Raw genomic sequence first — 20,558 nt, 5'->3', positions numbered from 1 at the left:
GCCGTTATCACTGGTGACGAAACCTGACCGAGGGATGACAACCAAAATGCAAGATGAAGAGACTGGCAATGCTCAGGAAAACAAGCTTGTTTATGCCTTCCAAAATGATTTTCTGGCGCTGAGTAAAGCATTTTCTCTGCCGGAAATAGATTACACCGATATATCGCAGCAAGAACAACTGGCGGCGGCAATTAAACGTTGGCCGTTGCTGGCTGAATTAACGCAACAATAGGGAGTAGGCCTGATGGCTGTCATTGGGTTGCAAGGGCTGCGTGGTGGCGTAGGGACGACATCTATCACCGCAGCGCTTGGTTGGTCGTTGCAGCAACTTGGGGAATCGGTGCTGGTGGTGGATATATCGCCAGATAATCTGCTGCGCCTGTTTTATAATATTGATTTCGCAGAGCCTAAAGGCTGGGCGCGCGCAATGCTGGATAACGAAGACTGGCGTCAAAGCGCCTGGCGTTATACCAACCACCTTGACGTATTGCCGTTTGGGCAGCTTAGCCCGGCCGAGCGTGAAACCTTCGATACGGTAGAAAAAGCGCTTGGGCAGTTCAGTCATTTTCTTGCCGACTTGAAAGCGAGCCAGCAGTATCAATGGATTTTGCTGGATCTCCCACACGGCTTTAACGCCCTGACCCGTCAGATTCTGGCGCAAACCGACAGCGTGGTGACGGTGGTGAAGCCGGATACTAACTGCCATATCCGTTTGCACCAGCAGGCCTTGCCCCAGGGGGCACATATTCTGGTGAACTATCTGCTGGTGGCCAGCCAGGTGCAGGACGATATCTACCAGATCTGGCTTCAGAGCCAGCGCACGATGATCCCGATTGTTCTCCACCGCGATGAGGCGATGGCTGAAAGTGCAGCGGTTAAACAGCCGCTTGGCGAGTACCGTCCGGATTCGCTGATTGCTGAGGAAATCATGACGCTCGCCAACTGGATGTTGCTGAATCTTTCAGGGAAAAAGGCATGAGTCATCTCGCCTCCTGGCTATTACTCCCTGCTGCCAGCCAGCGGCTGGGAGAGCGTTATCGTACTTTCCGCCGCAACGGCGCGCCAATATTAAGTGCGATGCTGGGCTGCATCATCTTTATTTTGGCCTGGGTTTTTCTGCCCCTTGAAGGTCCCCGCTGGCAGCGTATACGCGACGGGCACGATCGATTTTATCCGCATATTAATCCCGACAGGCCTCGCCCGCTGGATGTGGTTCGTTACGGTATCCAAAGCCTGTGGTTGTTGATTCGCGCAAGTGGGCAAACCGGGCGGCCGCGCGTAAGCTCCTTCAGCCGGATACGGGCCTGGCGCGAGAGCTGGCATGGCTGGCTGGAGAAGCTGCCTGAAAACTTTAGCCACCGAACGCAGCATCTCGACGAGAAGAAAGAACTGGCTCATATCAACCATACCGCCCGGCGGATCCTGCTTGGCGTGATAGTTGTCTTTTCGGCCATTCTGGCTTTGCTTTGTATCACTCAGCCATTTAACCCGTTATCGCAGTTCATCTTCCTGATGCTGCTGTGGGGCGTGGCGTTGCTGGTTCGTCGCTTACCTGGGCGTTTTGCCGCGCTGATGCTGATTGTGCTGTCGCTCACCGTGTCGTGCCGCTACATCTGGTGGCGCTACACCTCGACCCTGAACTGGAACGATCCGCTCAGCCTTGCCTTCGGTCTGGGGCTGCTGTTTGCTGAGACGTATGCCTGGCTGGTGCTGGTGATGGGGTATTTCCAGGTGGTGTGGCCGCTTAACCGCCAGCCGGTGCCGATGCCAAAAGACATGAACACCTGGCCGGTGGTCGATATCTTTGTGCCGACCTACAACGAAGAGCTCCACGTCGTGAAGGGGACCATCTATGCCTCATTGGGCATTGACTGGCCGAAGGATAAGCTGAATATCTGGATTCTGGATGACGGTGGGCGCGACGAATTTAAGCAGTTTGCCGATATGGTCGGGGTCAATTATATCGCCCGTCCAACTCATGAACACGCCAAGGCGGGGAACATCAACAATGCGCTGAAGTATGCGAAGGGTGATTTAGTCGCTATCTTCGACTGCGACCACGTACCCACACGCTCCTTCCTGCAGTTGACCGTGGGCTGGTTCTTCAAAGAGAAGTCGCTGGCGATGATGCAGACCCCGCACCATTTCTTCTCGCCTGACCCATTCGAGCGCAACCTGGGGCGTTTCCGTAAAACGCCTAACGAAGGAACGCTGTTCTACGGTCTGGTGCAGGACGGGAACGATATGTGGGATGCCACATTCTTCTGCGGCTCTTGTGCGGTGATTCGCCGCGGCCCGCTGGATGAAATTGGCGGTATTGCCGTTGAAACCGTGACTGAAGATGCACACACCTCGCTGCGTCTGCACCGCCGGGGTTATACCTCGGCTTACCTGCGTATTCCGCAGGCGGCAGGGCTGGCAACGGAAAGCCTCTCGGCGCACATCGGGCAGCGTATTCGCTGGGCGCGAGGGATGACGCAGATATTCCGTCTCGACAACCCGTTCTTCGGCAAAGGGCTGAAGTTTGCGCAGCGACTCTGCTATGCCAACGCCATGTTCCACTTCTTATCTGGGATACCGCGGCTTATTTTCCTGACGGCGCCGCTGGCGTTCTTGCTGTTCCACGCCTATATCATTTACGCCCCGGCCATCATGATCGCGCTGTTTGTTTTACCGCATATGATCCATGCCAGCCTGACTAACTCCAAAATTCAGGGCAAGTATCGCCATTCGTTCTGGAGCGAAATTTACGAAACGGTGCTGGCCTGGTACATCGCCCAGCCGACGTTGGTTGCCTTGTTTAATCCGCATAAAGGGAAATTCAACGTGACCGCGAAAGGCGGGTTGGTTGAAAACGAGTATGTGGATTGGGTCATCACGCGTCCTTACCTGATTTTAGTGCTGATTAACCTGTTGGGCGTTGCCTTTGGGGCATGGCGCTTCTTCTACGGCCCGGAAAATGAAGCGCTAACCGTGGTGGTGAGCCTGCTGTGGGTATTCTACAACTTGATAATACTGGGCGGCGCGGTGGCCGTTTCCGTTGAGAGTAAACAGGTCCGACGAGCGCATCGCGTTGAAATTGCCATGCCGGCAGCGCTGGCGCGTGAAGATGGTCACCTCTTTCCATGCACCGTGCATGACTACTCTGATGGCGGGGTAGGGATCAAGATTCATGGTCCAACTCAGGTGCTTGAAGGGCAAAAAGTGAACCTGCTGTTGAAGCGCGGGGCGCAAGAGTTTTACTTCCCGGCACAGGTCGTGAGGGTCTTTGGCGACGAAGTTGGCCTGCAGCTGGCGCAGATGACCACGAAGCAACACATCGACTTTATTCAATGTACTTTTGCGCGCGCCGACACCTGGGCGCTGTGGCAAGACAGTTTCCCTGAGGATAAGCCGCTGGAAAGTCTGGTGGATATTCTCAAGCTTGGATTCCGGGGCTACCGGCACCTTGCGGAGTTCGCTCCACCGTCATTGAAGTTTGTTTTCCACGCGATCACCGTGCTGGTGGACTGGATTGTGTCGTTTATTCCGCACAGTCCGACGACCGAACCGGCAAAACGGCGGACCTTGTCTGCATTGGCTTAACGAGATTGCTGATGAAAAGGGAAGAAGCGTGGTTTTTCCCTTTTTGTAGCCGGCAACTGAAATCACGAATTGATGTTCTCTGGTGTCTCTTCTTTCGCCTGAGGTTTATCAACAGCCTGATTAATTTGATGAAAACGCGATGAAAAGAAAAATATCCTGGTTTTATGCAGCGGCGGTAGGCATCAGCGCCCTGCCTGTTACGGTAGCAAACTCGGCTGACACAACGCCGGCTCCGACGGTTCCTGCCGTGGCTACGGCAAATCAGGCAGTGATTACGCCTGCGCCAGGTGCAGCGGAGGCGCTGGTGCCTGCCACGCCTGCGGATAATGCGGCAACAGTTGGGCAAGTTTTACCTGGCGTAAAGGGTGCAAATGCGCCCATCGTCGCCGAAAATGTGCCTTCTCGCGATGTGAAGCTAAATTTCGCGCAAATTGCGCCTCCGCCGGGGAGCATGGTGCTGACCGGTGTGAACCCGAATGGCGGGGTTGAGTTTGGCATGCGCCGGGATGAAATCGTCTCGAAAGCGCTGCTGAACCTTGAATATACCCCTTCGCCTTCGCTGCTGCCGGTGCAGTCGCAGCTCAAAGTCTATCTTAACAACGAACTGATGGGCGTTCTGCCGGTGACCAAAGAGCAACTGGGCAAAAAAACCTTTGCACAGGTGCCGGTTGATCCGCTCTATATCACCGACTTTAACCGCGTGCGCCTGGAGTTTGTCGGCCACTACCGCGACATCTGTGAAAACCCGGCCAGCACCACGCTGTGGATGGACGTTGGGCGGAGCAGTTCGCTGGCGCTGACCTATCAACGTCTGCCGGTTCAAAACGATCTGTCGCATTTCCCGGTGCCTTTCTTCGACTCGCGTGACGATCGCCCGCTGACGTTGCCTATCGTTTTTGCAGCCAGCCCGGATATTGAACAGCAGCGTGCCGCAGGGATCGTGGCTTCATGGTTTGGTTCCCGTACCGCATGGCGTGGGCAGAGCTTCCCGGTGCTCTTTAACCAGTTGCCGACCAGTAACGGGATCGTATTTGCGACCAACGATAAGCGCCCGGACTTCCTGCGGGACCACCCGGCTGTGAAAGCACCAACCGTTGAGATGATGAGCCACCCGGATAATCCGTACGTCAAACTGCTGGTGGTGATGGGACGTGATGATAAAGACCTTGTGCAGGCTGCAAAAGGTATTGCCCAGGGGAATATCCTGTTCCGCGGCAGCAGCGTTACCGTGGATGACGTGAAGCCTCTGCTGCCACGCGTACCTTACGATGCGCCAAACTGGGTGAGAACAGACCGCCCGGTCACGCTGGGTGAGATGAAAACTTATCAGGAGCAGCTGCAGTCCAGCGGCCAGGAGCCGAGCGCCATTAGCGTGACGATGAATCTGCCGCCTGACCTCTATCTGCTGCGCAGTAATGGCATCGATCTCAACCTGAAATATCGCTACACCGCGCCAGCGATGAAAGACAGTTCGCGCATGGATATCAGTCTGAACAACCAGTTCCTGCAGTCGTTCAACCTGACGCCAAGCGAAGAGAACAACAAGCTGCTGCTGCGCCTGCCGGTGCTGCAGGGTCTGCTGGACGGCAAAACCGACGTGTCGATTCCCGCGCTGCGCCTGGGCGCCGCCAACCAGCTGCGTTTTGACTTCTCGTACATGAACCCGATGCCTGGCGGTTCGCTTGAGAACTGTATTACCTACCAGCCAATTCAAAACCACGTTGTGGTGGAAGACGAGTCAACCATCGACTTCTCAAACTATCACCACTTTATTGCCATGCCGGATTTGCGCACCTTCGCGAATGCAGGCTTCCCGTTCAGCCGCATGGCCGATCTTTCACAAACTATCGTGGTGGTCAGCAAGGAGCCTAAACCGGCTCAGGTGACCGCGCTGCTGGACGCGTTGGGCACCATTGGCTCACAAACCGGTTTCCCTGCAATCAACGTGAATTTGACGGATGATGGCAGCACGATTCAGGGCAAAGATGCGGATATCATGATCATCGGCACCATCCCACCGGCGCTGAAAGATGACAAACGTATCGATCTGCTGGTTGATGCGGCCCAAAGCTGGGTGAAAACCCCGGTTCGCCAGACCCCGCTGCTAAACGGTGCTTCAGATCCAAAAGATCGTGCGGCGGATACGCAAACGGCGATCACCTCCCAGGGCGCGATGGCCGCTATTGTGGGCTTCCAGTCGCCGTATAACGACCAGCGTAGCGTCCTTGCTTTACTGGCCGACAGTCCTCGAGGCTACGAGCTGCTGAATAATGCGCTCAACGATAGCGGCAAACGGGCGGCGATCTCTGGTTCGGTCGCGGTGATTCGTGAATCCGGTGTCGATAGCCTGCGCGTAGGCGATATTTACTACGTTGGTCACCTGCCGTGGTTCGAGCGTATCTGGTACGCGCTATCGAACCATCCGGTTCTGTTGGCTATCTTCGCGGCGATAAGCGTTGTGCTGCTGGCCTGGGTGCTGTGGCGTATCCTGCGCATTATTAGCCGCCGCCGTATCGATCCAGAAGACGAGTAATTACGATGAAAATCAGCGCCGCACTGCTGATGGTCGGGCTGATGCTGACAAGCGTTTCCGGGCAGGCCGCCTGTAGCTGGCCTGCCTGGGAGCAGTTTAAAGCCAGCTATGTCAGCGACCAGGGCCGGGTGATCGATCCCAGCGATGAGCGAAAAATCACCACCTCGGAAGGGCAGAGCTATGCGCTTTTCTTTGCCCTGGTCGACAACGATAGGGCGACGTTCGACAAGCTGCTGGGCTGGACGGAAAACAACCTCGCTCAGGGGGCGCTGAAAGATCACCTTCCCGCCTGGCTGTGGGGCAAAAACGACAAAGATGAGTGGACGGTTTTAGACAGCAACTCCGCTTCCGATGCCGATATGTGGATAGTCTGGAGTCTGCTCGAAGCGGGGCGTCTGTGGCATGAGCCTGCCTATAAGCGCCTTGGTGAGCAGCTGTTAAAGCGCGTGGCGAAAGAGGAAGTGATTAAAATCCCCGGGCTGGGTTTTTCACTGTTGCCGGGACGTGTCGGTTTTAACCATTCCCCTGACTGGCGGTTGAATCCAAGCTACCTCCCCCCGCAGGTACTGCAGCGTATGGTGCGTTACCGCGGCCCCTGGTCGGCCATGCAGGTGGCAAACCAAAGATTGCTGCTTGAAACCGCGCCCAAAGGATTTTCACCCAACTGGGCCGACTGGCGTGAAGGCAAAGGCTGGCAGTTCCAGACTGACGATGCCCGCAGCGGCAGCTATGACTCGATACGTGTCTACATGTGGATTGGCATGATGGCCGACGACTCGCCGCACAAAGCCGCGCTGCTGAAGGCCTTCCAGCCCATGGCGGATATCACCATCAAACAAGGTTTGCCGCCGGAAAAAGTCGATGTGCAAACCGGCAGCGTTCAGGGCAATGGCCCAGTGGGATTCTCCGCCGCCATGCTGCCTTTTTTACAGGATAGCGAAGCACGGGACGTGCAGCGTCAGCGGGTGAAAGACAATTTCCCTCAGGCTGATGCCTATTACAGCTATGTTTTAACGCTCTTTGGTCAGGGATGGGATCAAAATCGTTTTCGCTTCAATTCTCGGGGTGAATTAATCCCGAGCTGGGGTCAGGTATGCGCAAGTTCTCATTAAGTTTAGTCACTCTCTCATTGGGCATGGCGCTGATGCCGATGGCTCAGGCCGCCTTGACGCCTCAGCAGCAACTGCTGGAGCAAGTGAGGATGGGCGAGGCCAGCAAGCGCGAGGATATCGTGCGGCAGTCGCTGTCCAGGCTGGAGCTGATGGCGCCGGACGATCCGGACGTGATTGCGGCCCGAATGCGCTACCTGCTGCGCCAGGGTGATAACGCCGGGGCGAAAGCACAGCTTGAGCGTCTGGCAAAACTGGCCCCCGGCTCCGCCGGGTATAAACAGGCTCAGGCCACGTTGATGCTGACCGGCGCGGATGGCCGCCAGCAGCTGCAGGAAGCTCGATTATTAGCGGCCAGCGGGCACACCGAGCAGGCCATTGCCGCCTATGAAAAGCTGTTTGACGGCAATCCGCCTGAAGGGGATTTAGCGATGGAATACTGGATGCTGATGGCGAAGCGTCCGGCAACCACCAACCAGGCGATCGATAAACTGAAAGCGCTGGATGCCGCTGCGCCGGGGAACGGCGAACTGCGTGGCAATCTGGCGCGGCTGATGTTTGCCAACGGCCGCAGCGCCGAGGCATATCAGGTGCTTGAGCAAATGGCGAAATCCAACGGCAGCCGGGAAGACGCGGCGGCTTTATGGTATGGCCAAATCAGCAACTTACCGACAGGACCGCAAAGCGTCGCGGCCCTGCAGCGTTTTCTTAATGTCTTCACCGAAGGCGATACGGTGGCCACTGCCCGTGACAGGCTTGCGCAGCAGCAGAAACAGTTGTCTGACCCGGCTTTCCTCGCCAGGGCTAAAGGTCTGGAAGACGTGGGCGGTGGGCGTGGGAACCAGGCCATTCCGCAGCTGAAAGAGGCGTTAAGCTCGAAGCAAAACGACAGCGAAGTAGTCGGTGCGCTGGGGCAGGCTTATTCTCAGCAGGGAAAACGCGCCCTCGCGGTACAGCAGTTCGAGAAAGCCATTCAGATGGACCCGCAAAGCGATAACCGGGGCAAGTGGGACAGTTTGTTAAAAACCAACCGCTACTGGCTGCTGATTGAACAAGGTGATGCTCAGCTCAAAGCCAATAATCCTGATGCCGCGCTGCAGAAGTACCAGCAGGCGCAAAGGGTAGACAATACCGACAGCTACGCGGTGCTGGGCTTTGGCGATGTGGCCGTGGCCAAAAAAGATGACGCCAGCGCCGAGCGTTATTATCAGCAAGCGCTGCGCATGGATCGCGGCAACAGCAACGCGATTCGCGGGCTGGCGAATGTCTATCGCCGCCAGTCGCCAGAGCGCGCAGCAGCGTATATTCAGAGTCTTTCTGTCAGCCAACGCAAAAGTATTGATGATATTGAACGTAGCCTGGCCGGTGAGCGTCTGGAGCAGCAGGCTGCTGCGCTGGAAAGCCAGGGCCAGTGGGCAAAAGCGGCAGAGATCCAGCGCCAGCGGCTCAAGCTTGACCCGGACAGCGTGTGGATCACCTACCGCCTGTCGAACGATCTCTATGCCGCCGGAAAACACAGCGAGGCGGACAGTCTGATGCGCGGTCTTGTCCAGCGTAAGCCGGGCGATCCGGAGCAGGTCTTCGCTTACGGTCTTTATCTCTCAGGCAATAACCATGATGCGGCGGCGCTAAGCCACCTCAATACGCTGCCCAAAGCGCAGTGGACTGACAATATTCATGAGCTTTCAGACAGACTGCAGTTTAACGGAGTAATGCAAACGGCTAACCGGCTGCGGGACAGCGGCAAAGAAAAAGACGCCATCGCGCTGCTTCAGCAGCAGACGCCGTCCGACCGCGTGGACTTAACGCTGGCCGACTGGGCTGCCGAACGCGGTGACCGTACTACGGCGGAATCGCAATACCAGAAAGTCCTGCAGCGTTCACCGGGTAACGAAGATGCGCTGTTAGGCTTAACCGAAGTGCTGATTGCCGAAGGGGACAAACCTCAGGCCCGCGATCTGCTGGCGAAGTTGCAGCAAGCACCTGCGGGTGAAACACCATCCATCAATACTCAACGCCGCGTCGCCAATGCCTGGGCTGCCCTGGGCGATAACGAGAAAGCCGCGCAAACCTACGCGCCGATTCTGGTCGCGGCGAAAAGCCAGCCACCGTCGATGGAAAGCGCGCTGGTGATGCGTGATGCCGCGCGTTTCCAGGCCGCCAGCGGCCAGCCGCATCAGGCGTTGGAGACTTACAAAGACGCGATGGTTTCCTCGGGGATTACCCGGCAGCGCCCGCAGGATAACGACACCTTCACTCGCCTGACCCGCAACGATGAGAAAGACGACTGGCTGAAGCGGGGCGTGCGCAGCGATGCCGCCGATCTTTATCGCCAGCAGGATGTGAACGTGACGCTTGATCACGAATACTGGGGCTCAAGCGGGACGCCGGGTTACTCCGATCTGAAAGCGCATACCACGATGCTGCAGGTGGACGCTCCGCTAAGCGACGGGCGGATGTGGTTCCGTACCGATATGGTGAATATGGATGCGGGCTCGTTCAAAGATAATGGGGGAGGCTACAACGAGCGTTGGGGCACCTGTGCGGAGCACAACTGCTTCGGCAACAGAAAACAGAGCGGCAACGGCGCAAGCCTGGCCGTTGGCTGGAAAAACAATACCTGGCAGACGGATATTGGCACCACGCCGCTGGGCTTTGACGTCGTGGATGTTGTCGGCGGGGTGAGCTATAGCAACGACCTCGGGCCGATTGGCTACACCGTCAATGCACATCGTCGGCCTATCTCCAGTTCGCTGCTCTCCTTCGGCGGGCAGCGGGATCCTAATACCAATACCGTGTGGGGTGGTGTTCGCGCGACCGGTGGCGGTGTCAGCCTGAGCTACGACAAGGGTGAAGCCAACGGCGTCTGGTCCAGCCTGAGCGCGGACACGCTGACCGGTAAAAATGTGGCCGATAACTGGCGCGTGCGCTGGATGACGGGCTACTACTACAAGCTGATTAACGAGAATAACCAGCGGCTAACCGTGGGCCTCACCAACATGGTCTGGCATTACCAAAAAGACCTCAGCGACTACTTCCTCGGCCAGGGGGGGTATTACAGCCCGCAAAAATATGTGTCGTTTGCCGTGCCGGTTATCTGGCGTAAACGTACCGAGAACTGGTCCTGGGAACTGGGTGCTTCCGGCTCCTGGTCTTACTCTCACAGCAATGCGGGCCAGCGCTATCCGCTGCGTAACCTCGTGCCAAATGACACTAACCCCTACCCGCAAGATCCTTATGCTTACCCGGATCGCAACGAGCCTACCTCGGCCAGCAGCAGTAACGGCTTCGGTTATACGGCCAGAGCGCTGGTAGAACGCCGGATCAGTTCGCACTGGTCAATTGGCGCCGGGATTGATATTCAGCAGGCCAAGGACTACACCCCAAGCCACGCGCTGATTTTCGTGCGCTATTCCATGGCGGGCTGGCAGGGCGATATGGACATGCCGCCTCAGCCGCTGGTGCCTTACGCAGACTTCTGATTAGGTGTGATGTAAAACGGCGGGTTAACCCGCCGTTTGCGACTTTTCGCTCAGGATTCGGCGCAAATTTGCCCATAAAAGCAGAATTACCCGATTCTCCTGGGGCGAGGATTAAAAAGGGTGGCAATGCAGTATACTCTGCGGGCGTAAGAATATCCTGAGGCCGGGCGTGGCACAGGTTAAGCAAAAGCGGAGAGTCAGTTTGCGAGTCAGTCGTTCCCTAACGATAAAACAGATGGCTATGGTGTCAGCCGTGGCCCTGGTGTTTATTTTTATTTTTATCGTCATTCAGCTGTTCCATTTTGTGCAGCAAAATCGCTACGACACCGCCACGCAAATGGAGAAAATCGCCCACTCCGTGCGTCTTCCGCTGTCTGAGGCCATTTTGCGGGCTGACATTCCGCAGGCCGAGGCCATTCTTCACCAGATCCAACCCTCGGGCATCATCAGTCGAGCCGACGTCGTGCTGCCAAACCAGTTCCAGGCGCTTCGCATTAGCTTTATGCCGGAGCACCAAATCCCGATGCTCATCACCCGCGTGTTTGAGCTGCCGGTGCAGATTTCCCTGCCGCTTTATTCCCTCGAACGCCCGGCAAACCCGCAGCCGCTGGCTTATCTGGTGCTACAGGCGGATTCCTGGCGCATGTACCGCATTATCGTCAGCACGATTTCCACTCTGCTGACTACCTATTTGCTGCTGGCGCTGATTTTGACCGTGGCGATCAGCTGGTGCATTAACCGGCTGGTGGTGCATCCGATCCGTAAAATTAGCCGCGAGCTGGATGGCCTTAATCCTCAACAAGCGGGCGAGCATCAGCTTACGCTGCCGCCGCTGCATCATGACGATGAGATTGGCATGCTGGTGCGCAGCTATAACCGCAATCAACAGGTCACCCAGCGTCTTCAGCAGCAAATGAATTCGTTGAGCACCCACAATCCGGTCTCTGAGCTGCCGAATAAGGCGCTGCTGATGGCGCTGATTGAACAGATGGTGGGGAACGATAAGCACGGCGCATTAATACTGATCGGCAGCGAAACGCTGCAGGATGCGGCCGGCGTGCTGAATGAAGAGCAGCGCGAGATGCTGCTGCTGACGCTGGTCGAGAAAATTAAACCCGTGTTGCCGACCAATGCGGTGCTGGCCCAGCTTAGCCAGAATGATTTTGGGTTGCTGCTCTATGGCGTCAGCGACCCGTGGAATGCCATGACGCTGGCACAGAAAATCATGGAAACGCTCAACGCTCGTTTGCCCATCCAGGCGCTACAGTTGAAACCGACCGCCAGCATTGGCATAGCGATGTTCAGGGGCGGTCTTGATGCCGAGCAGCTTTATCGTCGGGCGGCTTCGGCAACGCTTGCGGCCCGCCGCTTTGGGAAAAACCAAATTCAGTTCTTCGACCCCGATCAAATGGAAAAAGCCCAGCGCCGCCTGACCGAAGAGCACGATATTTTGAACGCGCTTGAGAGGCATCATTTTGCCGTCTGGCTGCAACCGCAGGTGGATATGCGTGATGGAAGCGTGGTCAGCGCCGAAGTCCTGCTGCGCCAGCGCCAGCATGATGGTAGCTGGAGTCTGCCTGAAGGGTTGATTGAGCGCATCGAAGCCTGCGGGCTGATGATTACCGTTGGTAACTGGATCCTCGAGGAGTCCTGCCGCACCCTGTCAGCCTGGCAAAGCCGGGGGATTACGCTGCCGCTGTGCGTCAACCTTTCCGCGCTCCAGTTGCTGCATGAAGCCATGGTGCCTTCACTGTTAGAGTTACTTGGGCGTTACAGAATCCAGCCCGGCACGCTGATTCTTGAAGTGACCGAAAGCCGCCGCATTGAAGATCCGCAGGCGGCGGTCAATATTCTGCGGCCGCTTCGTCAGGCCGGGGTGCGCATCGCGCTGGATGATTTTGGCATGGGCTACGCCAGTCTTCATCACCTGCATCATATGAAAGCGCTGCCGATTGACGTGTTGAAAATAGATAAAAGCTTTATCGAAGGGCTACCGGAAGATAACGCGATGGTGGGCGTGATTATCGCGATGGCCAAAGCGCTTGATCTGAAAGTCGTCGCGGAAGGCGTAGAGCAAGAAGCCCAGCGTGAGTGGTTAGTGCAGCAGGGCGTTATCTACGCCCAGGGCTTCCTGTATGCCAAAGCACACACCCTCGAGCAGTTTGAACGTGAATTTCTTACTGCGTAAATGAAAAACAATAGTTACAAATGTTACGAGCTGGATCGGTTCAGTTCAAGTTTTTAACAATGTCGTTAACAAAATCGATCCACGCCACTTCTGCGTTTTTTTTAGGGTGATATGTTGAGTGCCGCAGTCATACCGGTTCCTGAGCCGGGGCTGCGGTTACTCTCCGTCCAAGGATACTCTAATGAAAACCTCACTCTTCAAAAGTCTGTATTTTCAGGTGCTGACCGCAATTGCCATCGGTATTTTGCTGGGTCACTTTTACCCGGAATTGGGTGCCCAAATGAAACCGTTTGGCGACGCGTTCGTCAAACTGATTAAAATGATTATTGCGCCCGTCATCTTCTGTACCGTGGTGACCGGGATCGCAGGCATGGAAAGCATGAAAGCCGTGGGCCGTACCGGCGCGGTAGCGTTACTTTATTTTGAAATTGTCAGCACGATTGCGCTGATTATCGGGCTGGTCGTGGTTAACGTACTGCAGCCTGGCGCTGGCATGAACGTGGATCCGGCGACGCTGGATGCCAAAGCGGTAGCGGTTTACGCTGAACAAGCTCAGCAGCAGGGCGTTATTGCCTTCTTGCTGGACGTGATCCCAGGCAGCGTGATTGGCGCGTTTGCCAGCGGTAACATTCTGCAGGTGCTGCTGTTTGCCGTCCTGTTTGGCTTTGCGCTGCATCGCCTGGGCCACAAAGGTCAGATGATCTTTAACGTCATCGAAAGCTTCTCTCAGGTGATCTTCGGCATCATCAACATGATCATGCGTCTGGCACCTATCGGGGCGTTTGGGGCCATGGCGTTCACCATCGGTAAGTATGGCGTAGGTTCTCTGGTGCAGCTGGGCCAGTTGATCGTCTGCTTCTACATTACCTGTCTGCTGTTTGTGATTTTGGTGTTGGGTTCCATCGCCCGTGCCACCGGCTTCAGCATCTTCAAGTTCATCCGCTACATCAAAGAAGAACTGCTGATTGTGCTGGGGACATCCTCTTCCGAGTCCGTTCTGCCGCGTATGCTCGATAAGATGGAAAAACTGGGCTGCCGTAAATCCGTTGTGGGCCTGGTGATTCCAACCGGTTACTCCTTCAACCTGGACGGCACCTCGATTTACCTGACCATGGCGGCGGTGTTTATCGCCCAGGCGACCAACAGCCACATGGATATCTTCCATCAGATCACGCTGCTGGTTGTGCTGCTGCTCTCCTCTAAAGGGGCGGCGGGCGTGACGGGAAGCGGATTTATCGTGCTGGCGGCAACCATTTCTGCGGTAGGCCATCTGCCGGTTGCGGGTCTGGCGCTGATTCTGGGTATCGACCGCTTCATGTCCGAAGCGCGCGCGCTGACCAACCTGGTCGGCAACGGCGTGGCGACCGTTGTTGTCGCGAAATGGGTTAAGCAACTGGATGAAAAGCAACTTCATCAGCAGCTGGATAATCCAAAATCTGACAAAAAAGTGACCGAAGTCTCCCACTAATCCGACCAATTGCCCGCAGCGACTTGCCCTCGCTGTGGGCGACTCTGCATAATCCCCCTAATACCCGTCATACTTCTTGCAGGTGTGTTAATTGCCGCCTACCAGCAGCTCGAATTATTTAGGGTCTTTATTCTCTATTTTTCACTTTCTTACGTGACGTTTTCGCAGAAATGCGGTCAAACGGATTGGTGAAACGTCACCTATGTCGGTCTGCGGACGTCGAATGCCGCGCCGATGTGCTACTTTTAACCAGGATTGTTTTTAGGGGTTCACATGCAGGGCACCAAGATTCGACTTTTAGCTGGCGGGTTGCTATTAGCCGCAACGGCCGGCAACGTGCAGGCAGAAGCGCTCCAGCCGGACCCGGCCTGGCAACAGGGAACGCTTTCTAACGGCTTCCAGTGGCAGGTTTTGGCCACCCCTCAGCGCCCAAGCGATCGCGTTGAAATTCGCCTGATGGTGAACAACGGTTCGCTCACCGAAACCGCCCAGCAAAGCGGTTACAGCCACTTTTTACCGCGCATGCTGCTGACGCAGACTGGCGGTCTGCCGACGAGCCAGGCGCGTTCGTTATGGCACCAAAGCAGCGACCCGGAGCGTCCACTTCCTCCGGCTATCGTCTCCTATGACTTCACGCTGTTTAACTTAAGCTTGCCTAACAACCGCAATGATTTGCTGAAAGAAGCGCTGGCATTTATGTCGACCAATATCGGGTCGTTGGACGTGACGCCGGCAACCGTGACTGCGGCACTGCATGTGCCGGATATGGTTGCGACCTGGCCGATGAATACCAAAGACAGCTGGTGGCGCTACCGTCTGAAAGGTTCCACGCTGCTTGGCCACGATCCAGCTGAGAATCTCAAGCGCCCTGTAGATGCCGCGCAGCTGAAAGCGTTTTACGACAAGTGGTACACCCCGGATGCGATGACCCTAATTGTGGTCGGCAACGTGGATAGCCGCAGCGTGGCGGAGCAAATCAACAAGACCTTCGGCGAGCTGAAAGGTAAGCGTGATACCCCTGCACCTGTGCCAACGCTTTCCCCGCTTAACCCTGAGCCGGTGAGCCTGATGACCGACAGCGTGCGCCAGGACAGGCTGTCCCTGATGTGGGATAACACCTGGCAGCCGATTCGTGAATCCGCGGCGCTGCTGCGCTACTGGCGTGCCGATCTGGCCCGTGAAGCGCTGTTCTGGAATGTGCAGCAAAGCCTGAGCAAAAACGGCGTTAAAGATCTCAATCTGAGCTTTGACTGCCGCGTGCTTTATCTGCGCGCCCAGTGCGGGATCAATATTGAATCCCCGAACGATAAGCTGAACGCCAGCCTTACCAGCGTCGGGCGTGAACTGCTGCGAGTGCGCGATAAAGGGCTGTCTCAGGAAGAATTCGACGCGCTGATCGCGCAGAAAAAGAATGAGCTGACGAAGCTGTTTGCCACCTACGCGCGCACCAACACCGATGTACTGATCGGCCAGCGTTTGCGTTCGCTGCAAAACCAGGTGGTTGATATAGCGCCAGAGCAGTACCAGAAGCTGCGTCAGGACTTCCTCAACAGCCTGACCGTCTCAATGCTCAACCAGGACCTGCGCCAGCAGCTGTCTCAGGATATGTCGATGGTGCTGTTGCAGCCTAAAGGCGAGCCTGAGTACAACATGAAAGAGCTGAAAGAGACGTGGGATAAGGTGATGGTGCCGGCCGCTGTGCCGCCTGCGACCGACGATCCTAAGCAGGATGTTTCGGATATTCCACCGGCTTCTTAGTGGTGGGATTGCCCCTCACCCCGACCCTCTCCCCATAGGGGAGAGGGGGAATTCGTGAAGGCGTTTTCTTTTCGTCCCCACTCCTTTAGCGCGAGGGGGAATTCGTCAGGTGTTTTCTTTTTATCCCCTCTCCCTTCCAGGGAGAGGGTTAGGGTGAGGGTCCACTTATTTGGGCATCGCTTCCCGCGGGATAATCGCTCCGCGATACTGAATCACCGTGCCCGCCGTCAAATGACCGCGCTTCGCGGCTTCTTCCGCCGTTCCTCCCGTTAAACGCACCGCCAGATAGCCTGCGCTAAAGGAATCCCCTGCCGCGGTGGTATCCACGACTTTTTCTTTTGGCAGACGAAGTGCCGGGACGTCTAGTAGATCCTTGCCGCTGACCGAGACCAGGCAAGACTCAGCGCCTCGCTTGATGACCACCTCTTCTACGCCAGCAGCATGCGTCCGGTGAATCACGTCTTCTGCCGGGAAGGCACCCCATAGTGCGTCTTCGTCGTCCAGCGTCAGGAACGCAATATCCGTACAGGTCAGCATTTGCCGATAAACGCGCTGTGTCTCTTCCGGGTTGGCCCATAAGCGTGGCCGATAATTATTGTCGAAAATGACTTTGCAGCCGTTAGCTCTGGCCTGCTTCAGCATCGCGAAAAGCTTCTCCCGGCTGGCGTCATTGAGTATGGCCAGGCTGATGCCGCTCAGGTAGAGATAATCAAACTGGGCCAGCTCCGCGCATATTTCGTCTGAACGCTCGCTCTCCAGCCAGAATCGTGCCGCCGCTTCGTTACGCCAGTAGTAGAACGTCCGCTCGCCGTGGCTATCGGTCTCAATGTAATACAGACCCGGAAGGCGGTGCTCCAGGCGCTGAATCAATGTCGTGTGTAGGTGCTCCTGGCGCCAGATATCCAGCATTTGCTGGCTAAAACTGTCCTCGCCAAGCGCGGTGACATAATGCACTTCCAGTGCACTTTCGTTCACCTGGCGGGCGAGATAAACCGAGGTATTTAGGGTATCGCCTCCAAAGCCGCGTTGCACCTGAGCGCCATTCTGAGACAGTTCGATCATGCATTCGCCGATCACGGCAATTTTCTGAGTGAGCATAAGAAACCTGATGATGAAATGAGCAAAAATGCTGTTTTTTTGCATTCTCCATCTGGGTGAAAAGTGAGTCAAACAATTTAAAACAGCGTTTCGAAAATTTTTGAGGTACGCCAGGTTATTGTGATTGTGACGAAAATCGCCATAGCCCATTTTGCTGCGAAAGCGAGCATAAAGTTCTCTATTCCGACGCCGATAACCTTTCGACGAGCCATGTAGAGTCATCAGGGCAAACAGGATGTACAGATGAAGTTGAAGCAGATCACTCACCGGCTGCATACGCTTGAGGCGAGCGTTGAAAGTTTGCAGGAGCGACGATTCTGGCTGCAATGCCAGCGCCGCTACACCTTTCAGCCGATTTACAGAACAGACGGGAAATTGATGGCAGTTGAGCTGCTCACGGTGGTCACACATCCGGCTGAGGCAGACGTGCGCATTCCTCCCGACCGCTATTTTTCTTCGATCCCCAGCCGCCAGCGTCTTTCGGTGGTGGAAGAGCAGCTGCGCCTGCTGGAAGCCTGGGAGCAGACCTTCATTGGGCACGACATCCTGGCGTCGGTCAACGTTGATGGCCCCACTTTGATTGCCATGAAGCAGCATCAGCCGATTCTCGACCTGATTGCCAAACTGCCGTGGGTACGTTTTGAACTGGTGGAGCATATTAACTTGCCGCAGGCGGCCACTCTGGCCGGTATGCACGAGTTTGGCCCGCTCTGGCTTGATGATTTCGGCACTGGCCTGGCTAACTTCTCTGCGCTGAGCGAAGTCCGCTACGACTATATCAAAGTGGCGCGCGAGCTTTTCATCATGCTGCGAAAAAGCGATGAAGGGCGGAATTTGTTTACCATGCTGCTGCAATTAATGAACCGCTACTGCAAGGGTGTGATTGTAGAAGGCATTGAAACGGTTGAAGAATGGCGAGATGTTCAGTCTTCACCTGCTTATGCGGCACAAGGTTATTTCCTGTCCCGCCCGGTCCCCTTCGAAAACCTGGAAAACGTTCTGATTCGCCTTCCCTGATGTCGTTTCGGTCACGCTGAACTATCTTTTAGTCAGGCAGACCGGCATCAGGAGAGGTAAGAGGGATGACAAAAACGGGTAAAATTAGCAGCGCAGTTGCCGGGATTTTCTTGTTGTTGGTTGTCGTAGCGATCGTGTTGATCGCCACGTTTGACTGGAACCGGCTGAAACCAACCATCAACCAAAAAGTCTCGACAGAGCTGAACCGCCCCTTTGCTATTCGTGGCGACTTAGGGGTGGTTTGGGAACGTAATAAAGACGAGCCCGGCTGGCGCAGCTGGGTGCCGTGGCCACACGTTCATGCCGAAGATATCCTGCTTGGTAACCCGCCGGACATCCCCGAAGTCACCATGGTCCATCTGCCAAGAGTGGATGCGACGCTTGCCCCGCTCTCGCTGCTCACCAAAACGGTCTACATCCCCTGGATAAAACTGGTCGAGCCCGATGCCCGAATTATCCGGCTGTCGGAAAAAATCAATAACTGGACCTTTAACCTTGCCAGTTCTGGCGACAGCGATCCCAATCCAAAACCTTCCGGCTGGTCCTTCCGGCTGGATAACATTTTGTTCGATAAAGGCCGGATCGCCGTAGACGATCGAGTGACCAAGGCTGAACTGACGATCCTCGTCGATCCGCTGGGTAAACCGCTGGCTTTCAGCGAAGTGTCCGGCCAAAAGCCACAGGGCAAAGACGCAGCGAAGGCGGCAGATTACGTTTTCGGCCTGAAAGTCAGTGGCCGCTACAACGGCCAGCCGGTGGAGGGGAGCGGTAAAATCGGCGGCATGCTGGCGCTGCGCAGTGAAAGCGATAGTGCGTTCCCGGTGCAGGCCGATGTGCGTTCAGGGACGTCGCGAGTGGCCTTCGTTGGCACCGTCAACGACCCGATGAAAATGGGCGGTGTCGATCTCAGGCTTAAATTCTCCGGCGATTCTCTCGGTAACCTTTACGCGCTGACCGGCGTGCTGCTGCCGGATACGCCTCCGTTCGAAACCGATGGCCATCTGCTGGCGAAAATCGACACAGATAAAGGCTCTGTCTTCCGCTATCAGGATTTTAACGGGCGCATTGGCGACAGTGATATTCACGGTTCCCTGACCTACAGCCAGGGGAAACCACGCCCTAAACTCGAAGGCGATTTAGTCTCTAAACAATTGCGGCTGGCCGATTTAGGGCCGCTGATTGGCGTTGATTCCGGAAAAGATGCCGAAAAGACGAAAAAAGCCAGGCAGCAGCGGGGCGACAGAACGGTGCAACCCGCTGACAAAGTGCTGCCTTACGATCGCTTTGAAACGGACAAATGGAACGTGATGGACGCCGATGTGCGCTTCAAAGGGCAGCGCATTGAACACAGCGGAACGCTGCCGCTGAGCGACCTGACCACCCACGTGATCCTGAATAACGCCGACCTGCGCCTGCAGCCGCTGAAATTCGGCATGGCGGGCGGCTCCATCAATGCCAACATCCACCTTGAGGGCGATAAAAAGCCGATGCAGGGGAAAGCGGATATTCAGGCGCGTCGCCTGCAGCTGAAGCAGCTTATGCCGAAGGTTGAGTCGATGCAGAAAACGCTGGGCGAGCTGAATGGCGACGCCAACCTGAGCGGGCGCGGTAACTCGGTCGCCGCACTGCTGGGCACCAGTAACGGCAGTTTGAAGCTGTTGATGAATGACGGGCTTATCAGCCGTAACCTGATGGAAATCGTCGGCCTGAACGTGGGCAACTACATTGTCGGCAAAATTTTTGGCGATGATGAGGTACGGATCAACTGCGCCGCCGCGAATCTGGATTTACGCAACGGAATTGCGACACCGAGAATTTTTGCCTTTGATACAGAAAATGCACTGATTAATGTCACCGGCAGCACCAATTTCGCCAGCGAACGCCTGGATTTGACCATCGATCCTGAGAGCAAAGGGATTCGGATTATTACTCTGCGTTCACCGCTTTATGTGCGCGGCACGTTCAAGAGCCCGGATGCGGGCGTGAAGCCGGGACCATTGATTATTCGTGGTGCAGTGGCCGCAGCGCTTGCAACGCTGGTTACTCCGGCAGCGGCGCTGGCCGCGTTGATATCGCCTTCTGAAGGCAGTGAGAATCAGTGTCGGACGATTTTGGGGCAGATGAAGAAGTAAGGCTGCCCCTCACCCCGGCCCTCTCCCCAGAGGGGCGAGGGGGGAAAACAGAAAGGAAAAACTGACATTTCCTTTTAGGACGGTTTCCTTCTTTGTCCCCTTGTATGTTTAAAGTCACTTCAGTTACCCGCCGTCAGGCGGGTACACTGTCAAAGCGTTTGACCTGATGCCACAGCCCGTTTCCCCTC

The 20,558-nt window shown here is 56.0% G+C and carries 12 protein-coding genes; 11 read left to right on the top strand and 1 reads right to left on the bottom strand.

Annotated features, from left to right (window positions below; all coding sequences use genetic code 11):
- Positions 1–46 precede the first annotated feature (46 nt).
- The 9 genes from bcsR (at position 47) to B9Y90_RS14960 (ending at position 16,123) form a co-directional block, all read left to right on the top strand.
- Complete coding sequence (gene bcsR, locus B9Y90_RS15000) at positions 47–232, top strand: cellulose biosynthesis protein BcsR (protein ID WP_038483072.1); 186 nt, start codon at positions 47–49, stop codon at positions 230–232.
- A gap of 12 nt (positions 233–244) precedes the next feature.
- A complete protein-coding gene (gene bcsQ / locus B9Y90_RS14995; RefSeq protein ID WP_085541696.1) occupies positions 245–979 on the top strand; it encodes a cellulose biosynthesis protein BcsQ in 735 nt (244 codons plus the stop codon).
- Entirely contained in the window at positions 976–3,585 is a 2,610-nt protein-coding gene (gene bcsA, locus B9Y90_RS14990) for a UDP-forming cellulose synthase catalytic subunit (RefSeq protein ID WP_085541695.1), read from the top strand. Before bcsQ ends, bcsA begins: the two co-directional genes overlap by 4 nt.
- Before the next feature lie 139 nt (positions 3,586–3,724).
- Positions 3,725–6,118 carry a cellulose biosynthesis cyclic di-GMP-binding regulatory protein BcsB gene (bcsB, locus tag B9Y90_RS14985; protein WP_085541694.1) on the top strand — a complete coding sequence of 798 codons (2,394 nt, stop codon included), beginning with the start codon at positions 3,725–3,727 and terminating at the stop codon, positions 6,116–6,118.
- Positions 6,119–6,123: 5 nt separating this feature from the next.
- Positions 6,124–7,230: a cellulose synthase complex periplasmic endoglucanase BcsZ gene (bcsZ, locus tag B9Y90_RS14980; RefSeq protein WP_085541693.1), complete on the top strand. Its 1,107-nt coding sequence runs from the start codon at positions 6,124–6,126 to the stop codon at positions 7,228–7,230.
- On the top strand, positions 7,212–10,709 hold the full coding sequence (gene bcsC, locus B9Y90_RS14975; RefSeq protein WP_085541692.1) for a cellulose synthase complex outer membrane protein BcsC: 3,498 nt from the start codon (positions 7,212–7,214) through the stop codon (positions 10,707–10,709). The genes bcsZ and bcsC overlap by 19 nt, the downstream gene beginning before the upstream one ends.
- Positions 10,710–10,911: 202 nt before the next feature.
- Entirely contained in the window at positions 10,912–12,897 is a 1,986-nt protein-coding gene (gene hmsP / locus B9Y90_RS14970; protein ID WP_217808985.1) for a biofilm formation regulator HmsP, read from the top strand.
- A gap of 181 nt (positions 12,898–13,078) precedes the next feature.
- Positions 13,079–14,365 (top strand): dicarboxylate/amino acid:cation symporter, encoded by a 1,287-nt coding sequence (locus B9Y90_RS14965; protein WP_008460613.1) that lies wholly within the window; start codon positions 13,079–13,081, stop codon positions 14,363–14,365.
- Between the two features lie 273 nt (positions 14,366–14,638).
- Positions 14,639–16,123 carry a M16 family metallopeptidase gene (locus B9Y90_RS14960; RefSeq protein ID WP_085541690.1) on the top strand — a complete coding sequence of 495 codons (1,485 nt, stop codon included), beginning with the start codon at positions 14,639–14,641 and terminating at the stop codon, positions 16,121–16,123.
- A gap of 165 nt (positions 16,124–16,288) precedes the next feature.
- Here B9Y90_RS14960 and B9Y90_RS14955 read toward each other — a convergent pair whose 3' ends face one another.
- On the bottom strand, positions 16,289–17,221 hold the full coding sequence (locus B9Y90_RS14955; protein WP_085541750.1) for a 2-dehydro-3-deoxygluconokinase: 933 nt from the start codon (positions 17,219–17,221) through the stop codon (positions 16,289–16,291).
- A gap of 243 nt (positions 17,222–17,464) precedes the next feature.
- Between B9Y90_RS14955 and pdeH the strand changes: the two genes are divergently transcribed.
- Positions 17,465–18,238 (top strand): cyclic-guanylate-specific phosphodiesterase, encoded by a 774-nt coding sequence (pdeH, locus tag B9Y90_RS14950; RefSeq protein ID WP_039298792.1) that lies wholly within the window; start codon positions 17,465–17,467, stop codon positions 18,236–18,238.
- Between the two features lie 65 nt (positions 18,239–18,303).
- The gene (locus tag B9Y90_RS14945; protein WP_039288943.1) at positions 18,304–20,370 is read left to right on the top strand and encodes an AsmA family protein; all 2,067 of its coding nucleotides are present in this window, start codon (positions 18,304–18,306) and stop codon (positions 20,368–20,370) included.
- The last annotated feature ends 188 nt before the right edge of the window (positions 20,371–20,558 follow it).

The organism is Cedecea sp. NFIX57, assembly GCF_900177785.1.
In the GTDB taxonomy this organism is placed as follows: domain Bacteria; phylum Pseudomonadota; class Gammaproteobacteria; order Enterobacterales; family Enterobacteriaceae; genus Cedecea; species Cedecea neteri_C.
This window is presented reverse-complemented; position numbering and strand designations above follow the sequence as displayed.

Coding starts and splice junctions, on each gene's coding strand:
- bcsR (WP_038483072.1), top strand. CDS start 47: ATGCAAGATGAAGAGACTGGCAATGCTCAGGAAAACAAGCTTGTTTAT.
- bcsQ (WP_085541696.1), top strand. CDS start 245: ATGGCTGTCATTGGGTTGCAAGGGCTGCGTGGTGGCGTAGGGACGACA.
- bcsA (WP_085541695.1), top strand. CDS start 976: ATGAGTCATCTCGCCTCCTGGCTATTACTCCCTGCTGCCAGCCAGCGG.
- bcsB (WP_085541694.1), top strand. CDS start 3,725: ATGAAAAGAAAAATATCCTGGTTTTATGCAGCGGCGGTAGGCATCAGC.
- bcsZ (WP_085541693.1), top strand. CDS start 6,124: ATGAAAATCAGCGCCGCACTGCTGATGGTCGGGCTGATGCTGACAAGC.
- bcsC (WP_085541692.1), top strand. CDS start 7,212: ATGCGCAAGTTCTCATTAAGTTTAGTCACTCTCTCATTGGGCATGGCG.
- B9Y90_RS14965 (WP_008460613.1), top strand. CDS start 13,079: ATGAAAACCTCACTCTTCAAAAGTCTGTATTTTCAGGTGCTGACCGCA.
- B9Y90_RS14960 (WP_085541690.1), top strand. CDS start 14,639: ATGCAGGGCACCAAGATTCGACTTTTAGCTGGCGGGTTGCTATTAGCC.
- B9Y90_RS14955 (WP_085541750.1), bottom strand. CDS start 17,221: ATGCTCACTCAGAAAATTGCCGTGATCGGCGAATGCATGATCGAACTG.
- pdeH (WP_039298792.1), top strand. CDS start 17,465: ATGAAGTTGAAGCAGATCACTCACCGGCTGCATACGCTTGAGGCGAGC.
- B9Y90_RS14945 (WP_039288943.1), top strand. CDS start 18,304: ATGACAAAAACGGGTAAAATTAGCAGCGCAGTTGCCGGGATTTTCTTG.